Origin of the sequence: Chryseobacterium sp. R2ACT005, from assembly GCF_049949215.1 — a bacterium.
Lineage (GTDB): Bacteria > Bacteroidota > Bacteroidia > Flavobacteriales > Weeksellaceae > Chryseobacterium.
Genome location: NZ_CP188192.1, coordinates 3,620,681 through 3,639,049 on the forward strand (window position 1 = coordinate 3,620,681; position 18,369 = coordinate 3,639,049).

An 18,369-nucleotide genomic window follows, 5' to 3' on the forward strand; every position below is an offset into this window, starting at 1 on the left:
CAATGTCTAAGTTTTTTGTAATTTGCATACCAATAAAATAAAAGTAAAAGAGAAAATATGTCAACACTTACATTTGCCGAGAAAATAGCTCAAGCAGAAAATTTCTTACCAATCAACGGTACAGATTACATTGAGTTTTATGTAGGAAATGCAAAACAGGCTGCCCATTATTACAAAACCGCTTTCGGTTTTCAGTCTGTAGCTTATGCGGGTCCTGAAACAGGAGTAAGAGACCGTGCATCTTATGTGCTTCAACAAGGAAAAATCAGATTGGTACTAACAACAGGACTTAAGTCTGACTCTCTTATCAGCGAACACGTAAAAAAACATGGTGACGGAGTAAAAATTTTGGCACTTTGGGTAGACGACGCTTATGCAGCTTTCGAAGAAACAACTAAAAGAGGTGGTAAACCTTATTTAGAGCCTGTAACTTTAACTGATGAGCATGGTGAGGTAAGAATGTCCGGTATCTACACGTATGGAGAAACCGTTCACATGTTTGTAGAAAGAAAAAATTACAACGGAGCTTTCATGCCTGGATATGAAAAGTGGGAAAGTAACTATAAGCCTGAAGAAGCAGGTTTATTGTATGTAGACCACTGCGTAGGAAATGTTGACTGGAACAGAATGATCCCAACAGTAGAATGGTATGAAAAGGTAATGGGATTTGTAAATATTCTTTCTTTTGACGACAAGCAGATCAATACAGAATATTCTGCATTGATGTCTAAAGTAATGTCCAACGGAAACGGATTTGCAAAATTCCCTATCAACGAACCTGCAGAGGGTAAAAAGAAATCTCAGGTAGAAGAATATCTTGATTTCTACGAAGGAGAAGGCGTACAGCACATCGCGGTTGCTACGAAAGATATCATCCATACTGTAACTGAATTGAAAAAACGTGGTGTAGAGTTTCTTTCTGCTCCACCGGAAGCTTATTACGATATGGTTCCTGAAAGAGTAGGTCATATTGATGAAGATCTTAAAAAACTTCAGGATTTAGGTATACTTATTGATCATGATGAAGAAGGGTACTTATTGCAGATCTTTACCAAGCCTGTAGAAGACCGTCCTACTCTATTCTTCGAAATTATTGAAAGACACGGTGCACAGAGTTTTGGTGCCGGAAATTTCAAAGCCTTATTCGAAGCATTAGAAAGAGAGCAGGAAAGAAGAGGTAATCTTTAATTTTACATTAAAAATATAGGTTTTGTCAGGATTCAGTATTCTGGCAAAACTTTTTTATAAAACACAGTATATGAGAAAACTTTTAATCGGGATTTCCCTTTTAGGAACTTTAGGGCTTAAAGCTCAATACGGTTCTTTGAATGAAATCCTTAACCGACTTGAACAAAGAAAAGGCATCAATCAGCATCTTGAAAATGTAAATATTGATAACAAAAAATTCGTTTTTATTAAAGATGAGGCTGATCATACGGAACGGGACTTTATTATTATCAAAGGGAACAATGCCACTTATGTAGAAGTTTTCGATGATAAAGCTACAGGAGAAAGCAGTTCTAATGTTTTCACCGGCGATATCATCAGGAAAAAAAATATTATTTCTTTAAGAGCAGATATGCTTGAAAATAAAAAAATCCCAATGCCTGTTACGAAAACGTTATTGTTGACTCAGCAGGATAATATTCTATATCTCATCGATGTCAATACCAGAGACAGGTGGATAGATGAAGCATCTTACTCAAAAAAGGCAAAATAAATATTCTTTGGAAACACTCAGCAATATTTTAATCTAACTAAAATCTAAACTTATGAAATCATTTGTAGACTATTCCTCAAACTCGGATTTTTCTATACACAATATTCCTTTCGGAGTCGCAGTTTTTAACAAAGAATATATCGGATGCTGTACAAGAATCGGAGATCAGGTAATTGATCTTGCTACCTTGTATGATCTTGGTTATTTTGAAGATATTGAAGGATTAGACGACAATGTTTTTGAAGCTTACACCATCAACGAATTTATCGAACTGGGTAAACCAATTACCAATGCTGTTCGTACCAAAATTCAAACATTATTACAGGAAGGATCAACATTATCAAAAGATCAGAAAACAATAGAAGAAGCCTTCTACGACCTTGATAAAGTAAAAATGATGATGCCTGTTCACATCCCGAACTACACGGATTTTTACAGCAGTATCGAACATGCTACCAACGTAGGAAAAATGTTCCGTGATCCGGCAAACGCTTTATTACCTAACTGGAAGCATTTACCAGTAGGTTATCATGGAAGAGCATCTTCAATTGTAGTATCCGGAACAGAAATCAACCGTCCAAAAGGACAAATGAAACCTGCTGATGCAGATACCCCTGTTTTCGGACCATGTAAACAATTGGATTTTGAATTGGAAATGGCTTTCATCATCAATAAAAATACAGAGATGGGAGAAAGTATTTCAACGAAAGAAGCAGAAGATGCCATCTTCGGAATGGTTGTTTTCAACGACTGGTCTGCAAGAGATATTCAATCTTGGGAATATGTTCCTCTAGGGCCATTCCTTGCGAAAAACTTTGGTTCTTCTATTTCTCCATGGGTAGTTACTCTTGAAGCTTTGGAGCCATTCAGAACAGCTTCTCCAGTACAGGATCCTGAAGTTTTAGAATATTTAAAATTTGAAGGAGATCAAAACTATGACATCAACCTTGAAGTCTATATTCAACCAGAAAACGGAGAACAAAACCTGATCTCCGAAAGCAACTATAAACACATGTACTGGAATATGAACCAGCAGCTGGCCCATCACACAGTAAACGGATGTAATGTAGAAGTGGGAGATCTATATGCCAGCGGTACCATTTCAGGAAGCGATCCAAAATCATTCGGTTCTATGCTTGAATTGACCTGGAGAGGACAAAATCCTTTATCATTAAGCAATGGTGAAGAAAGAAAATTCATTGAAGATAATGATACCGTTACAATGAAGGCCTGGGCTGAAAAAGATGGCGTGAGAGTAGGTTTCGGGGAAGTTTCCGGTAAAATTATTCCTACACGTTAATTTTTTACCACAAAAGTCACAAAAGAGCTTATGGTTACACAGTCATATTTAACAGATCTGACATATAAGATAAATGGAGCCTGTATAGAAGTTCACAAAGTTCTAGGCCCAGGTTTATTGGAAAGTGTATATCATAAGTGTCTGGAAGAAGAACTTAGGCTAAGAAATATTAATTTTAAATCTGAGCTGAAAGTTCCGGTACATTATAAAGGAAAAGAAATTAATTGCGATTTCTTTTGTGACTTTTTAATTGATGACTTAATTGTGGTAGAATTAAAATCAGTTGCAAAACTAAACGAGATTCATAGAGCCCAACTTTTAAATTATATTAATCTAATGAAGAAACCCAAAGGCATTCTGATAAATTTTAATGTAAAAAATCTATACCACGAAGGACAGGAAACCTTTGTGAATCAATATTATGATCTGCTTTTTTGAACTTTAAAAGCTAACACAATTTTACTTAAAACTTTTGCGCCTTTTGTGGTTAAATAAAAATATGAAAACAGTAATCCCTTCCGAGATAACTTCCGTACAATTACAGACCATCATGCAGACGGCTGTTTCACCGCGCCCGATTGCTTTGGCATCTACTGTGGATAAAGATGGTACCATCAATTTATCTCCGTTCAGTTTTTTTAATATGTTCAGCACAGTTCCTCCGATTTTGATTTTTTCACCATCGAGAAGAGTTCGTGATAATACAACCAAACATACGCTGGAAAATGTTCTTGAAGTACCGGAAGTAGTCATTGGAACAGTGAATTTTCCTATTGTACAGCAGATCTCATTAGCTTCTACAGAGTATGAAACCGGAGTCAATGAGTTTATAAAATCCGGACTTACCATGAAAGAGGCTGATCTTGTACAGCCTAAACTGATTGAAGAATGCCCTGTCAACTTTGAATGTAAAGTTTTAGAGGTAAAGCCATTGGGAGATCAGGGCGGTGCCGGGAATCTTGTGATCTGTGAAGTTCAGAAAATTCACATCAGAGAAGAATACCTGAATGAAGCAGGAAATCTGGATCAGAAAAAACTGGATATGGTAGCCCGTTTAGGCAGTAACTGGTATTCCAGAAGCAATGAGAACAGTCTTTTTGAAGTACCGAAACCTTTGGTAACAAAAGGAATCGGCTTTGATTTACTGCCTGATTCTATTAAGTACAGTAAAGTATTTACAGGAAATGACCTTGGGATGCTTGCCAACACCGAAGTATTACCTGCCGGAGAATTTCATGCCGATGAAAACATCCATCTTGATGCCCAGAAATTACTTCTGGAAAGTAAAATTGAAGAAGCATGGAAGATCTTAATTAAATAAGCTGAATTGATTGATGAAAAAATATATATTCTTCTTTTTTCTCTTAATCATACTACAGTCCTGTTATTATCCAGTAAAAAAAGATTACGGAATCTACAGTAGATCATTGGTGTTTTCGAAAGACAAAAAGTGGCTGATTAACAACATCAAAACAGATGTAGATTCGCACCACCGGGAAATGATGAGTAAAGAGGCATTTAAACTATTTCAGGATGTGAGCAATGGCAATGCCTTTGACTTGAAAACGGCAAAAGCAGAAAATATAATTCAAAATAGCATTCCTTTTGAACCGGAAACTGAAGATCTTGAGGTATTGAAAAACAACTCTGATTTTAATTTTCTGGTAAACATTTACACCATGAAAGTGCGAAACGGTTTAGACAATTCACTTGGAACGCAGTATGAATATAAAAAAAATGAAGCTTTTGCAATGATGGACATTTATGATATTGGTACGATGAAGAAAATATATTCTCTCAAAGCATATTCTGAAGTTTCGGTAGAGAAAGATCAAAAGGTAACCATCCTCGATCCTTCAACAGAAATGATGACCATGAAAAACTTTAGAAGCCTTTTAAAGGCAGTAAAAAAGAATGCAGTTAAAATCAATTAACTGAAGACATCTATTGATAATCAATAAAAAAGGAGTGAAAGTTTCACTCCTTTTTTTATTATTTGGATTTAAGCGACTCTGAAACAGTAATTTTTCCTTTTTCAGCAAATTCAGTTGCTTTACCGTTTTTATCTATAGAAACGTTCAGATTATCATTTTTAGCATCGTAGAAAATGGTTGTAGCATATCCCGGGCAGTCATGCTGCTTACATCCTGTCAGTTTATAGATTCCATTTTCTGAAGTAACAGGACTTTCTACATTGAAATTCTTTACCATCTCATCATACTGAGCACCAGTAAGTTTCTTCAGCCTTTCTGAAATGCCTTTATCTTCAAAGAATTTAATATCATGAGGATATTTGCCTACATTCTTCGTGATAATATTCTCTGGAGCAGGAGCGGAAGGAGCTGCTGCCGTTGCGGTTGAATCTGTTTTTGGGGTGGTTACGGAATCTTTAGGCATTACCGTAGCTAAAGTATCACTGCTTACAGAAGATTCTGTTTTTGTTTCTTTTTTACATGAAACAACACATAATGAAAGCGCAAATGCGCCTGCAATAATTTTTTTCATAATTATACTGATATGGTGGTTAATTTCTAATAACGTAGTTTTAAGTGTTTTATTTCAATTTTTCTTTGATAAAATCAATACATTTTTCGGTTACAGTATTCAGATCTTTGGGTAAATCTGTTTCTGTCCAGGGCTCTTTTGCTCCGAAAGTATGATTGGCATTTTCAATCAGGAAAAGTTCAGAATTCGGATGAAGAATATGAAGATGCTCTGCCTGCTTTACCTCTACAGCTTCATCACCCGTTCCATGAATAATCAGCATATGAGCTTTTGCCATCTCCGTTGCCCGTTCTACATCAAAACGGTGAACATTCTGCTCATAGTTCTCATAAAATTGATAATAGTGGGGCATTTCCTGCTTGGTACGCCCGTTCAGAGCATAATAAACTCCGCCCTTCTTCCAGTTTTCAAAAGCTTCTCCTGTGGGAAAGCGGTCTAAAGTATCCACACTGGCCAGAGTAATCAGACCATTGATTCTTTCATCTTCAAAAGTTTTAATGATAGAAATTCCTCCTCCCCTGCTGTGACCTATCAGAATGATCTTTTCTTCATCCACACGAGGATCTTTACTAAAGTGATCAATCACCACTCCAAGGTCAGAAAGCTCTTTAGAATAATTATTATGGCCAAAAGCTTCAAGATCTCCGAAGTTATGCGGATCATCCGGTGTAGTTCCGTTATGGGAAAAATTAAACTTCACGAAGAAAAAACCTGCTTCAGCAAACTTTTCCGCCATAAGATTCCACGATCCCCAATCTTTATAACCTTTATATCCATGAACAAACAGTACCAACGGAAGCTTTTTTCCAATGTCTTTATAAAAAATATCAGCAAGAAAACCTTTTGTTTCTTTATTTTCTAAATATATATTCTTTTCACTAATCAGATTCATAAAATAAATGGGTTTTATTTAATATTATTTATATTTATGGGATTAATTTAAATTGAAATTTATGAAAAAAACTCTACTTCTTTTATTTTTAATTACTTTTTCTTTTATCCTCAGCCAGACAACCAAAAGAGTGTTCTTTATCGGAAACAGTTATACTTACGTTAATGATTTGCCTAACCTCATCCAAAGTATTGCTGCTTCTAACGGCGATGTACTGGAGCATCACAGCCATACACCTGGTGGGTCTACGCTGCAGGATCACTCCAACAATCCGGATGTGATTTCAACCATCAACCAGGAAAACTGGGATTATGTCGTATTACAGGAACAGAGCCAGCTTCCGTCATTTCCGGATTCTCAGGTTCAAAATCAGGTATATCCTTATGCTCTTCAGCTTTCCAATTTGATTAAAACATCAAATCCCTGTGGAAATGTAATCTTCTATATGACCTGGGGCCGTAAAAACGGTGATGCTGCGAATTGTCCGGGACTTCCCGCTGTCTGTACCTATCAGGGAATGGACACTCAGATTTATAACCGTTATATGGAAATGGCAGCGGCCAATGAAGGTATTGTTTCTCCTGTAGGTAAAGTGTGGAGAGCAATCAGGGAGCAAAACCCGGCTATTGAATTGTATGATCAGGATGAATCACATCCGAGTTATATTGGGTCTATGGCTGCTGCGTATACATTTTACACTATTTTATTCAAGAAAGATCCTGCACAGATCCCTTTTAATGGAAATCTTAGTCCGGCACAGGCACAGCTAATCAAGGATATCGTTAAAACAGAGGTTTACAATCAGCCTGTAAAATGGTTTGTAACGAATAATGATGTTCACAGCAGATTCACCTATCAGCTTACCGGAGCAGGAACGGTTCAGTTTACCAATACAACACAGAATGCAGCTGCCTATTCATGGGATTTTGGTGACGGTACAACCTCAACTCTGGAAAATCCGGTACATACCTACCCTGCAGGAGGAACTTATACCGTAAAGCTGACAACAGCTGCCTGCGGAGCCACTACCACCAAAACAAAACTGATTGTGGTAAGTACCTTAAATACGGCAGAAACAGCTATTCAGGATCCTGTTCAGATTTATCCTAACCCTACTCAACATCATATTACCATTACTTCTAAAAAGAGAATTGAAATACTTTCACTTACCGATGCTTCCGGAAGAATTGTTCATTGTCATTTGAGTAAAACAGATTCAGGATATATTCTGCCACTTCAGCATTTGAGCAGTGGAGTTTATTTTTTACAGTATAAAGCTGATGAAAAGGAATTCACTAAAAAGATTATAAAAAAATAAGCTTATTTTTGCTTCATGCAGAATTTAAGAACTGTAACCGTGACGCGTTACATTCTGCCATTGAGAGAAGGAGGATCTCTTCCTGCTCTGGCAGAAGCTGATGATGATTTCAAATATGTATTAAAATTCCGTGGTGCAGGCCATGGGGTAAAAATGCTTATCTCTGAACTTTTGGGTGGAAAGATTACCGAAGCATTGGGACTAAAAATTCCTGAACTGGTTTTTATCAATGTTGATGCCGATTTCGGAAGAACAGAAGCCGATGAGGAAATACAGGATCTCCTAAAATTTTCTGAAGGTCTGAACCTTGGTCTGCACTATCTTTCCGGTTCTATCACTTATGATCCGGGAGTAAGTGTTGATCCCCTTCTGGCTTCAAAAATAGTATGGCTTGATGCATTTATTACTAACATTGACCGTACTTTTAGGAATACAAATATGCTGATGTGGAATAAAGAGCTTTGGCTCATCGATAATGGTGCTTCATTCTACTTCCACCATTCATGGCAGAATTTTGATACAGCGGCAAAAACACCTTTCAAATATGTGAAAGACCATGTACTTCTTCCTAAGGCAAAAATGCTTGACGAAGCAGATCAATTTGCCCATGAAGTACTGAATGATATACTTTTCAGGGAGATTGTCAATACAATTCCTGAGGACTGGCTGCACTGGAATGATGCTGATGAAACGCCTGAAGAAATTCGTGAGATCTATTTTCAGTTTCTGAAAACCAGATTAGAAAATTCTCAAATCTTTATAAACGAAGCTAAAAATGCAAGAGGATAAAATATATGAATATGCGGTAATACGCTTGGTACCTAAAGTTGAAAGAGAAGAATTTTTCAATATCGGACTGGTTATGTTTTCCAAAAGGGAAAAATTCATCAGGGTAGAATTCTATTTGTGTCCTGATAAATTTAAACTCATGCACAGTAAACTGGATTATGAAGATATTATCCAGAATCTTGAAAGTTTTCAGAAAATTGCCAATGGTGATAAAGATGGTGGTCCTATTGCACTGCTTGATATTCCTGAGCGTTTCCGCTGGCTGACAGCTGTAAGAAGTGCTGTGGTGCAGACTTCCCGACCTCATCCGGGAAAATCCAAAGATCTAAACAGTACTTTTGGTAAACTTTTTGAGGAGTTAGTAAAATAACACATCCTTAAAAATTTATTATGAATTTATCTATAAACAACATATCAATCTGCAGGTTTTTCACAAACCTGTTTTTTGTTTTATTCTTAGGTTTTTCTAATTCATTTTTTTCCCAGAACTTGTCACAAGCACAGGTTAAAACACCTCCTGTAAAAAGTACAGTACTTCCTAAGATAGCCCATCTGTCTGAGGATATTGTATATAAAACCAATAAAAAAGGGAATCCTCTTGCTCTGGATTTATATATTCCTAAAAATGTTGCCACTGAAAAAATACCTGTACTGATCTATGTTCATGGAGGCGGATGGATTGAAGGCGATAAAGTAGTTCATGCAGACAATTATCTGGAAACCACTGTTGAAAAGTTAATGGCAAAGCAATATGCCGTGATCAGCATTAATTATACGCTGCTGAATGATAGTACTCATTTTCCACTGCCTCTGGAAGATACCAAAGATGCTATCAGGTGGGTAAGAAAAAATGCAGATAAATATCATTTCGATACCAATAATATAGGTCTGTTTGGGGCTTCAGCCGGAGCTCACCTTTCCCTGATGGCGGCTTATACTCCCGACAATACTTATCTGGGAAGTCCGGAACTTTCGTCTTATTCTGCCAAAGTAAATTATGTAATTGATCATTATGGTCCTGCTGATCTTAATAAGCTTTTCCATACAAGACTAGGAACAATTCCGGTAGGAATGATCGGGTTGATGTCAAAAAAGATTGTCGGTTTACAGGAAAATCTGGTAAAAGGAATTTCCGGGTATGATATCAGAAAAGATCAGGATAGAGCCATCGATTATCTGAATACCTTATCTCCAGTTAATTTTGTTTCGGAAGGAGTTCCAACTTTAATTGTTCAGGGCAATAATGACAAAATTGTTCCTTTAAACCAATCTAAAAAACTTCACAGAAAATTAAACAGAGCCAAAATACAAAACGCTCTTATCATTGTTGATGGCGGAGTACATGGTTTTGGAACAACTGATAAAGCTTATCTGGACAAAATTACTGATGAAATGGTGGATTTTGTTCTTTCACAAAAGAAGTAATATACATTCATCTATTCAATTACAATTCAAATAACTATAAATCAATACAATAAAATACATTACAACAACAAATTTGCTAGATTGATATACATATTGATATTTTTTCATTGAGAATTAATTACCTTGGCTATTGTTTAAATTATTAACAACAAAAACACCAATCAATTAATTATTTATCAATAAAAATAAGCAATATGGAATCTTTAAACAATATCAATGCGCTTACTCTCATATTTGTATCTGTTCTTATTTTTGCGATAGCTTACCGTTTCTATGGTATTTTTATTGCCAATAAAGTCCTCCGGCTCAACGACCAGAATACCACCCCTGCCGTGGAATTTGCAGATGGTAAAGATTATGTCGCTACGAATAAAAATGTACTTTTCGGACATCATTTTGCTGCAATCGCTGCTGCAGGGCCATTAGTAGGACCTGTTCTTGCCGCCCAGTTCGGATATCTTCCGGGTGCATTATGGATTCTAATTGGATGTGTATTGGGAGGCGGAGTTCATGATATGGTTGTACTCTTTGCTTCTGTGAGACACAAAGGTCAAAGTCTTGCGACTATCGCTTCTAAAGAAATCGGAAAAGCAACCGGAACCGTAGCTGGTTTTGCAATTCTATTTATCCTGATTCTTACGCTGGCGGGTTTATCGCTGGCTTGTATCAATGCAATGCATGAAGCTTCATGGTCTCTTTTTACAGTAATCATCACAATGCCTATCGCCATCATCATGGGACTGATTATGCGTTATAAAAAGAACAGTGTTTTGTTTGCAAGTATTTTAGGCGGTATCCTTTTGATTGCCGGAATCATCGGAGGCCACACTCTGATGCAGAATCCTACCATGAACAATTTATTTTCCTGGGATATTAAAACAATTTCTATCGCGATTCCTTTGTATGGCTTTATTGCTTCTGTATTACCGGTATGGCTGCTTTTGGTTCCAAGAGATTATCTTTCCACTTATTTAAAGATAGGAACTATTATCATGCTGGCTATCGGGGTCATTGTGATTCATCCTACCATACAGATGCCAGCGATCACTGCTTTTGTAAATGGTGGAGGGCCTATTATTGGCGGACCTGTACTTCCTTTTATTTTTATCGTGATTGCCTGCGGAGCAATTTCCGGTTTCCATGCTGTGATTGCTACGGGAACAACTCCTAAAATGCTTAATAAAGAAAGAGAAATTCTTTTTGTAGGATATGGAGCAATGCTTGTGGAAGGTTTTGTAGCATTGATGGCACTTATTGCGGCATGTACACTGATGCCGGGTGATTATTTTGCGATCAACACCCCTAAGGAAGCTTATGATTCTTTTCTTGCAACACATCCTTCACTACATGGTGTAGACATAGATTATTATTCACAAAAAATAGGGATTGACCTGTATGGAAGAACCGGAGGTGCCGTATCTCTGGCTGTAGGAATGGCCCATATCTTCAACAAAATCCCTTATATGGATCAGCTGACGGCCTACTGGTATAATTTTGCGATTATGTTTGAAGCTGTATTTATTCTTACTGCTATTGATGCAGGGACAAGAGTGGGACGTTTCTTCTTACAGGAAATGCTGGGTTCTGTAGTTCCAAAATTCAATGATAAAAACTGGATTCCGGGAATTATTATCAGCAGTCTTCTTTTCACTTTTGCCTGGGGATATCTTGTGTATACCGGAAACGTAAACAGCATCTGGCCGTTATTCGGAATCAGTAATCAGCTGCTGGCTGCCTGCGGACTTATCGTCTGTACAACAATGCTAATCAGGATGAACAGGGGAAAATATGCTTTATGCTCAGCTATTCCCGGAGTTTTCATGGCCGGAATTACATTCTGGGCCGGGTATATCCAGGTGACCGCCATTTATATTCCCAAAGGACAGTACTTACTGGCTGCACTAGCAGCAACAGCCATGATTCTTATGCTTATTGTATTTATAGGGGCTTTCCGAAAATGGTATCAATTGCTTCAGATCAACAAAACAGTAATGGATCATTATGGAGAACCTGTGAAGGAACTTGTGGAAAGATAAATTCATATGATCATAAATAAAAAAACAGTTCAGAAATTTCTGAACCGTTTTTTTTTATTGAAGTTCCTTAATCTTATAAAAATGCAGAATATATACATTAAAACCATTAAGAAGGATTTAAGAAATAAAGTATAGTTAAGATGAATCATTCTGATTTTTAAGCTTAAAGCGAAGCTTATCTTAATACTCAATATCTTAATACAATCTTAATGTTTCAAAATATAAAACTTTAAACAATTTCATAAGTCATAAGTAAGATCTGTTATTGAATTTAAAAATTGAAATTAAGTCTCGCAAAAACATATCTACCATTTTGTCCAAACTGTGAAGTAGAACGTGAATAGATAAACTGGTCATTATTGGTAGAAGCAGTAAGGTTTTTTGTTGGATAAATATCAAACAAATTATTTACCCCCAAAGTCAACCCTACGTTTTTAGTAAACTGGTAAGCAGCAGATATATCGGTAATGATCTTATCTCCGATCGGTTGGTGTTCATTAAAATCTATGATTCCGTCTCCGTTCACATCAATAATATCAGCACCTGTTACTTTTCCAAAATAAGTATTTCTCAGATAGAACGTAGCATCCTTCCATGAAAGGGTGTGCGAAAGACTGGCTTTCACTCTAGGCACAGCTTCTTCCAGATACACTCTTGATTTTTCAGAAAAATATACTTTCTCAAGCTGTGGTGACTGTAAAAGTCCTGCAGAATGGATATCTCCTACCTGTTTGGTCTTATTAAGGTTAATAGCAAAGTTATTATCGAGTTTTATACCTGAAAATCTTACATTATGTGAAATCACTACATCCAACCCTTTTGTTTCCGTATCAATTGCATTCGTGAAGAACTGAGCACCGTTCACATTTAATTTATCATATTCTTTTTGTGCATCTGAAGGCACATCTTTTCTTAAGAACTGGTCCGTAAGGATGATACGGTTGTCGATTCTTGTGAAATATCCGTCTGCTGTAAAGCTAAGCCCTGCTGAAGGAATTTTGTAGGTAAATCCCACACTTGCTGATTTGGAAGTTTCCTGCTTCAGTTTTGGCATACCTAGCAATCCTGCCAGCTGGGAATCATTACTGAAAGTTCCTACTTCCAAAAGTTGATTATTCGTAAACAATGTAGAAGTTACATTATAATAAATCTGGTGGATAGACGGAGCTCTGAATCCTGTAGATCCTGCAAATCTCACATTGAAATTAGGCGCTACTTTGATTCTTGAAGCTAATTTATAATTGAATGTCGATCCGAAATCAGAATAATTTTCATATCTCGCAGCAGCGTCTACCAATAACCAGTTGGTGAAGTTAAATTCTACATCTGCATAAGCTGCCACCGACTGTCTGTTTTTATCCACAGCATTCTCAGGTTTAAATCCATTGAATACCTGTGATCCTCCCGGCAGAGGCAGTCCAAAAAAGTCCGTAGCTCTCTGGCTTGGATCTCCGTTCCAGATATTTCCAAATTGATCATATGTCTGATACGAAGCTTCTTCACCTTGGGTAATTTTAAAATTCTCATAGCGGTGCTCTGCTCCAAATGCTACGTTAATCCCTTCCCAAACATCATATTTTTTAGAGAAATCTAAATTGATTGTGTTTTGGGAAAATCTCAGCCCTCCTGCATTAAATTCTCTTGGTGAGTCAAAACGTAAGGAGGTATTTCCGGTGTTTTGAATATTATAGGTGAATGAATTCTGCCCGTATGTATTACTGAAATCAATATTCCAGCCGTCCCATTTCCCTTTGACTCCTGCAGCCAGTGAAATATCCTGGATATCCGTTCCAATCTGTGGAAGATAACCATTAGGATATAATCCTGTAAAGGTTCTGCTTTCACTTGGTCTTCTGTAAAATCCTCCGGAAGTTCCGTGTCTTAAACTATATCCTCCAAAAGTATAAACCTTCCAGTTATCATTGATTGGCAATTCAGCATTTATAAAAAGCTGGTGGTTATTAAGTTTAGACTGTCCTACCTGCATATTGTAGTCTTTTCTGGACTGCCCTCTGTACGCCAATTCCTGATCGGTAAAGTAATTAAGCTGCTCTCTGGTAAAATTTCCAGGTTTCAAAATACTTTGTAATGCAGAAATGGTATTGGCTCCCTGGATTGAATTTTGCAGCTCCTGAGAAAAGTAGTTTACATTTTGTGCATACTGATGTACATAATTTACAATCTGCTGTGAATTGGGTGTATTCCCAATATTCGTAAAAAGAGAAGAAAGATTAACTCCGTCATTTAGTGCACGTTGTTCAATGGCATTATAAGCATTGTAAATAGGTCCATTTTCTGTTCCGGCTCTATAAGTTGGATTTCTGAACTGTGAAGACCAAGTGATATTGAAGAAACCTCCTTTGGTTCCTATTTTATTACCATAGTTCAGATCCAGCTGAATATTCTGTCCGTCAAAATCGCCGGTATGGTCATTAGCTGTTGGTGTTAAATTTCCTCCATAACTTATTTGTCCTGCCAGTTTTCCTGTATCTCTTTTCAAGTCAAGATTAATTACTCCGGCAATGGCATCAGATCCATATTGTGCTGCAGCTCCGTCTCTTAATACTTCTATTCTGTTTAATGCAAAAGACGGAATGGCATTTAAATCCGTTCCTACGGTACCTCTTCCGGGTGTTCCGTTTACATTCACCAATGCTGAAGTGTGTCTTCTTTTTCCATTAACCAAAACCAATACCTGGTCCGGCCCCAAACCTCTCAGCTGGGCAGGATCCAAATGATCCGTTCCGTCTGAGTTAGTCTGAATCGTAGAAGTAAATGATGGTGCTACTGCATTCAGGATTTGTCCAATATTTGTTTGTGGGAGAATGATTGAAGATTCTTTCACATTGAATACATCTACAGGAACCGGGCTGTCTGTTTTAGATCTGGCTCCAGCTCTTGATCCCAGCACCACTATTTCTTCTACATTATTGGTTTTTATACTGTCTTTATTTGTTTTGATGCTGTCTTTTTCCTGTCCGTAAGTATATACTCCAAGAAAAAATAAAACAGAGGCCGAAAGAATAGTTTTTTTATTTCTCATATAATTTAATTTGATTGAACATTTATGTTTTTACAAGCTGCAAATGTAAAATATATTTATTAGTCCACAAAATCAATAGACTTTGTTTTTATAAAAAATGGTTATCGTTTCTTTCTATCCCTACTTAAAGTTATGATAAATTAAGAACATTCCAATAAAATAAGATACTAAAGAATATAAAATCAGACAAATAAAGATTGGAAACGCTATGATCGCAAGGAAATATGTTACTCTCTATTATTCTTCGATCGCAAAGGCACTTCGTTCAGCAGAGAAATTGTCTTCAATAAGTGGAACGTCATTGCGAACGAAAAATAAATACATCTGAATGAACACATTGCGAACTTTGTGTTTAAAATAGGTAATCTAAACGCTATGACCGCAAAGGAAAATTTACAGCTTATTATTCTTATGTCGCAAAGGCACTTCGTTTAGCAGAGAAATTTCTCTTTGCTAAGTGGAACGCCTTTGCGATCGAAAAATAAATACGTATGAATGAAGACATTGCGAACTTTGTGTTTAAAATAGGTAATCTAAACGCTATGACCGCAAAGGAAAATTTACAGCTTATTATTCTTATGTCGCAAAGGCACTTCGTTTAGCAGAGAAATTTCTCTTTGCTAAGTGGAACGCCTTTGCGATCGAAAAATAAATACATCTGAATGAACACATTGCGAACTTTGTGTTTAAAATAGGTAATCTAAACGCTATGACCGCAAAGGAAAATTTACAGCTTATTATTCTTATGCCGCAAAAGCACTTCGTTTAGCAGAGAAATTTCTCTTTGCTAAGTGGAACGCCTTTGCGATCGAAAAAATAGACAGAGTGCAATAGTTACATTGCGGGCTTTGCATTTAAAAATAAAAAAAAACGGATCCAAAAATTGAACCCGTTTTATTTATATTGCATTGTTCTGAAATTAAATCTTAGTCAGTTTTGCATATTTCAGAATCAGGTTTTTCTCTCCTTCATGGATGAAAATAACTTTTGCTTTGATATTCTGAGGATCCGTTCCATCCAGGAAGCTAACTTCTCCAATTCCAAAACGGTCGTGTCTCACCTTATCTCCTACTTCAATATCCTGGGAAGAAGCTCCACTTGGATTGATAATTTTAGCTGTACTTACAGGTTTCAGTTTTCTTACTTCCTGAGCAGGTTTTGAGGCATCACCTCTATCGAGAGTCTTCTTTTCAACCTTTTTGAAAGATTTAATTTCAGAAGGATGTTCATCAAAAATATTGGATCTTACCCCTGAATTATTGATAAATCTTTTTTCCAAAACAGGATTAAGGAATTCAATATATTCATCATCAATTTCACTTAAGAATCTTGAAGGTTCTGCATCTGTGATTTTCCCCCATTGAAAACGGGAAACAGCATATGAGAAAAAGACCTGTTTTTCAGCCCTTGTCAGTGCTACATAAAATAGTCTTCTCTCTTCCTCAAGATCTTCTCTGGTGGCAGAGCTCATAAAGCTTGGGAACAGATTTTCTTCAAGTCCTACTAAGTGAACTACTGGAAACTCAAGTCCTTTTGAAAGGTGAATAGTCATCAATGAAACCATATCATCTTCCAGGTTCTTATCCTGAGTATCTGCTGAAAGGGCGATATTTTCAAGGAAATTGGAAAGACTCGGATCTCCGTCCTCAAGCTGCATCTGCTCTTCAATGAATCCCTGCATGGAGTTCATCAATTCCTGTACGTTTTCTACTCTGGAAATTCCTTCAGGAGTCTGATCATCTTTTAAAAACTTAATCAACCCGCTTCGCTTTGCCACTTCCATAGCAACACTGTAAGCTGTTTCTGTTTTCAGCAATACCTGAAAAGCTTTTATCATAGACCAGAAGTCGTTCAACTTGTTCAAAACTCCGTTGTTCAGGCCCAATTGAGGTGCATACATCGGAAGATTTTCCAATACTTTTGAAACCGCAATATTATGAGCATCTGCAAAAACGATCAGTTTATTCTGTGTTGTTTCTCCAATTCCTCTTGCAGGATAGTTGATGATCCTCATCAATGCTTCAGAATCATTCTCATTGATCAGAAGTCGAAGATAACCAATAAGGTCTTTTACTTCTTTTCTTTGGTAGAAGGAAAGTCCTCCATACACTTTATATGGAATATTTTTACGTCTCAGTGCATCTTCAAAAGCACGTGTCTGAGAGTTGGTTCTGTATAAAATGGCAAAATCACTGTATTTTCTCTGGTCACGGTTACGGAGTTCCCAAATATTTCCGGCAACAAAATTCGCTTCATCAGCATCGGAAAGAGATCGGTATATTTTAATCTTATCCCCTTCTTCATTGTCACTGAATACATTTTTCTTAAACTGCTGTAAATTTTTTGCAATAACTACATTAGCCGCATTTACAATATTCTGTGTAGAACGGTAATTCTGTTCCAGAGATACTGTTTTAGCATCTGTATAATCTTTTTTAAAGTTTAAGATATTGTAAATGTTAGCTCCACGGAAAGAATAAATGGATTGTGCATCATCCCCTACCACACAGATATTCTCAAATTTTGAAGCTAATGCTTTTACAATAAGATACTGAGAGTGGTTGGTATCCTGGTACTCATCCACCATGATATATCTGAACCTATCCTGATATTTTGCAAGCACTTCAGGAAAACGGGTCAGCAACTCATTGGTTTTCAACAACAGGTCATCAAAATCCATGGATCCGTTTCTGAAACACTGATCAACATATTTCTGATAAATCTGCCCGATGAATTTCATATTAGCCTTTTCATCCGCCTCCATCAGTTCCGGGTTGTTGAAATAAGCTTTTACCGTAATCAGATTATTTTTATAGGTTGAGATTCTTGCCTGAACTTTTTTAGGTTTATAAAGATCTGCATCAATATTCATATCCTTCAGTACTTTTTTGATCACATTCAGGGCATCCTGCTGATCATAAATGGTAAAATTGGAAGGATATCCAAGATAATGAGCCTCAATTCTTAAAATTCTTGCAAAAACAGAGTGAAAAGTTCCCATCCAAAGGCTTCTTGCATTACTGTCTCCTACTACTTTTGCAATACGGTCTTTCATTTCACGAGCCGCCTTATTGGTAAAGGTAAGCGCCAGGATATTGAAAGGGTCTATTCCATTATGTATTAAATGAGCAATACGCATGGTCAATACACGCGTTTTCCCGGAACCTGCTCCGGCAAGCACCATCAAAGGTCCTTGTAAAGAGGTAACGGCTTCATATTGTGATTCATTGAGTCCTTTCAAATAGTCCATACAGCAAAAAAATTTTGGGAACACAAAATTAATGTATTCAGAGGAGAATTCAAACTTTCATAAGAAGTTAGAAATTGCAACACTCAAATTT

The 18,369-nt window shown here is 36.8% G+C and carries 15 protein-coding genes; 11 read left to right on the forward strand and 4 right to left on the reverse strand.

Translation table 11 applies throughout. From position 1 onward, the window contains the following. The first annotated feature begins 57 nt into the window (after nt 1-57). The 6 genes from hppD (at nt 58) to ACPF63_RS16540 (ending at nt 4,954) form a co-directional block, all read left to right on the forward strand. Nucleotides 58-1,188, forward strand: coding sequence for a 4-hydroxyphenylpyruvate dioxygenase (gene hppD / locus ACPF63_RS16515; RefSeq protein WP_077414091.1), 1,131 nt, complete (start codon nt 58-60; stop codon nt 1,186-1,188). A gap of 70 nt (nt 1,189-1,258) precedes the next feature. Beyond that, nucleotides 1,259-1,720, forward strand: coding sequence for a hypothetical protein (locus tag ACPF63_RS16520; RefSeq protein ID WP_077414259.1), 462 nt, complete (start codon nt 1,259-1,261; stop codon nt 1,718-1,720). Nucleotides 1,721-1,772: 52 nt separating this feature from the next. Then, the gene (gene fahA / locus ACPF63_RS16525) at nt 1,773-3,020 is read left to right on the forward strand and encodes a fumarylacetoacetase (RefSeq protein WP_077414089.1); all 1,248 of its coding nucleotides are present in this window, start codon (nt 1,773-1,775) and stop codon (nt 3,018-3,020) included. Nucleotides 3,021-3,050: 30 nt separating this feature from the next. Beyond that, the gene (locus ACPF63_RS16530; protein ID WP_426480642.1) at nt 3,051-3,458 is read left to right on the forward strand and encodes a GxxExxY protein; all 408 of its coding nucleotides are present in this window, start codon (nt 3,051-3,053) and stop codon (nt 3,456-3,458) included. Between the two features lie 61 nt (nt 3,459-3,519). Beyond that, nucleotides 3,520-4,341, forward strand: coding sequence for a flavin reductase family protein (locus ACPF63_RS16535; protein ID WP_426480643.1), 822 nt, complete (start codon nt 3,520-3,522; stop codon nt 4,339-4,341). 13 nt (nt 4,342-4,354) lie between these two features. Continuing rightward, the gene (locus ACPF63_RS16540) at nt 4,355-4,954 is read left to right on the forward strand and encodes a hypothetical protein (protein WP_426480644.1); all 600 of its coding nucleotides are present in this window, start codon (nt 4,355-4,357) and stop codon (nt 4,952-4,954) included. 58 nt (nt 4,955-5,012) lie between these two features. Here ACPF63_RS16540 and ACPF63_RS16545 read toward each other — a convergent pair whose 3' ends face one another. Next, a complete protein-coding gene (locus tag ACPF63_RS16545; protein WP_426480645.1) occupies nt 5,013-5,525 on the reverse strand; it encodes a hypothetical protein in 513 nt (170 codons plus the stop codon). Between the two features lie 49 nt (nt 5,526-5,574). Beyond that, nucleotides 5,575-6,417, reverse strand: coding sequence for an alpha/beta hydrolase family protein (locus tag ACPF63_RS16550; protein WP_426480646.1), 843 nt, complete (start codon nt 6,415-6,417; stop codon nt 5,575-5,577). Between the two features lie 61 nt (nt 6,418-6,478). On the opposite strand from ACPF63_RS16550, the gene ACPF63_RS16555 reads away from it, so the two are divergent. From ACPF63_RS16555 to ACPF63_RS16575, 5 genes are all read left to right on the forward strand, one after another. Continuing rightward, nucleotides 6,479-7,735: a T9SS type A sorting domain-containing protein gene (locus ACPF63_RS16555; RefSeq protein WP_426480647.1), complete on the forward strand. Its 1,257-nt coding sequence runs from the start codon at nt 6,479-6,481 to the stop codon at nt 7,733-7,735. 15 nt (nt 7,736-7,750) lie between these two features. Next, nucleotides 7,751-8,524, forward strand: coding sequence for a HipA family kinase (locus ACPF63_RS16560; protein WP_426480648.1), 774 nt, complete (start codon nt 7,751-7,753; stop codon nt 8,522-8,524). Further along, nucleotides 8,511-8,894, forward strand: a complete 384-nt coding sequence (locus ACPF63_RS16565) for a DUF3037 domain-containing protein (RefSeq protein ID WP_077414077.1) — start codon at nt 8,511-8,513, stop codon at nt 8,892-8,894. The genes ACPF63_RS16560 and ACPF63_RS16565 overlap by 14 nt, the downstream gene beginning before the upstream one ends. 119 nt (nt 8,895-9,013) lie before the next feature. Beyond that, on the forward strand, nt 9,014-9,949 hold the full coding sequence (locus ACPF63_RS16570; protein WP_426480649.1) for an alpha/beta hydrolase fold domain-containing protein: 936 nt from the start codon (nt 9,014-9,016) through the stop codon (nt 9,947-9,949). A gap of 194 nt (nt 9,950-10,143) precedes the next feature. Beyond that, complete coding sequence (locus ACPF63_RS16575; RefSeq protein ID WP_426480650.1) at nt 10,144-11,985, forward strand: carbon starvation CstA family protein; 1,842 nt, start codon at nt 10,144-10,146, stop codon at nt 11,983-11,985. Nucleotides 11,986-12,256: 271 nt separating this feature from the next. On the opposite strand, the gene ACPF63_RS16580 is transcribed toward ACPF63_RS16575, so the two are convergent. Together ACPF63_RS16580 and ACPF63_RS16585 are read right to left on the reverse strand one after the other, a co-directional pair. After that, nucleotides 12,257-15,028, reverse strand: coding sequence for a TonB-dependent receptor plug domain-containing protein (locus tag ACPF63_RS16580; RefSeq protein ID WP_426480651.1), 2,772 nt, complete (start codon nt 15,026-15,028; stop codon nt 12,257-12,259). A gap of 919 nt (nt 15,029-15,947) precedes the next feature. After that, on the reverse strand, nt 15,948-18,278 hold the full coding sequence (locus ACPF63_RS16585) for an ATP-dependent helicase (protein ID WP_426480652.1): 2,331 nt from the start codon (nt 18,276-18,278) through the stop codon (nt 15,948-15,950). Nucleotides 18,279-18,369: the final 91 nt, after the last annotated feature.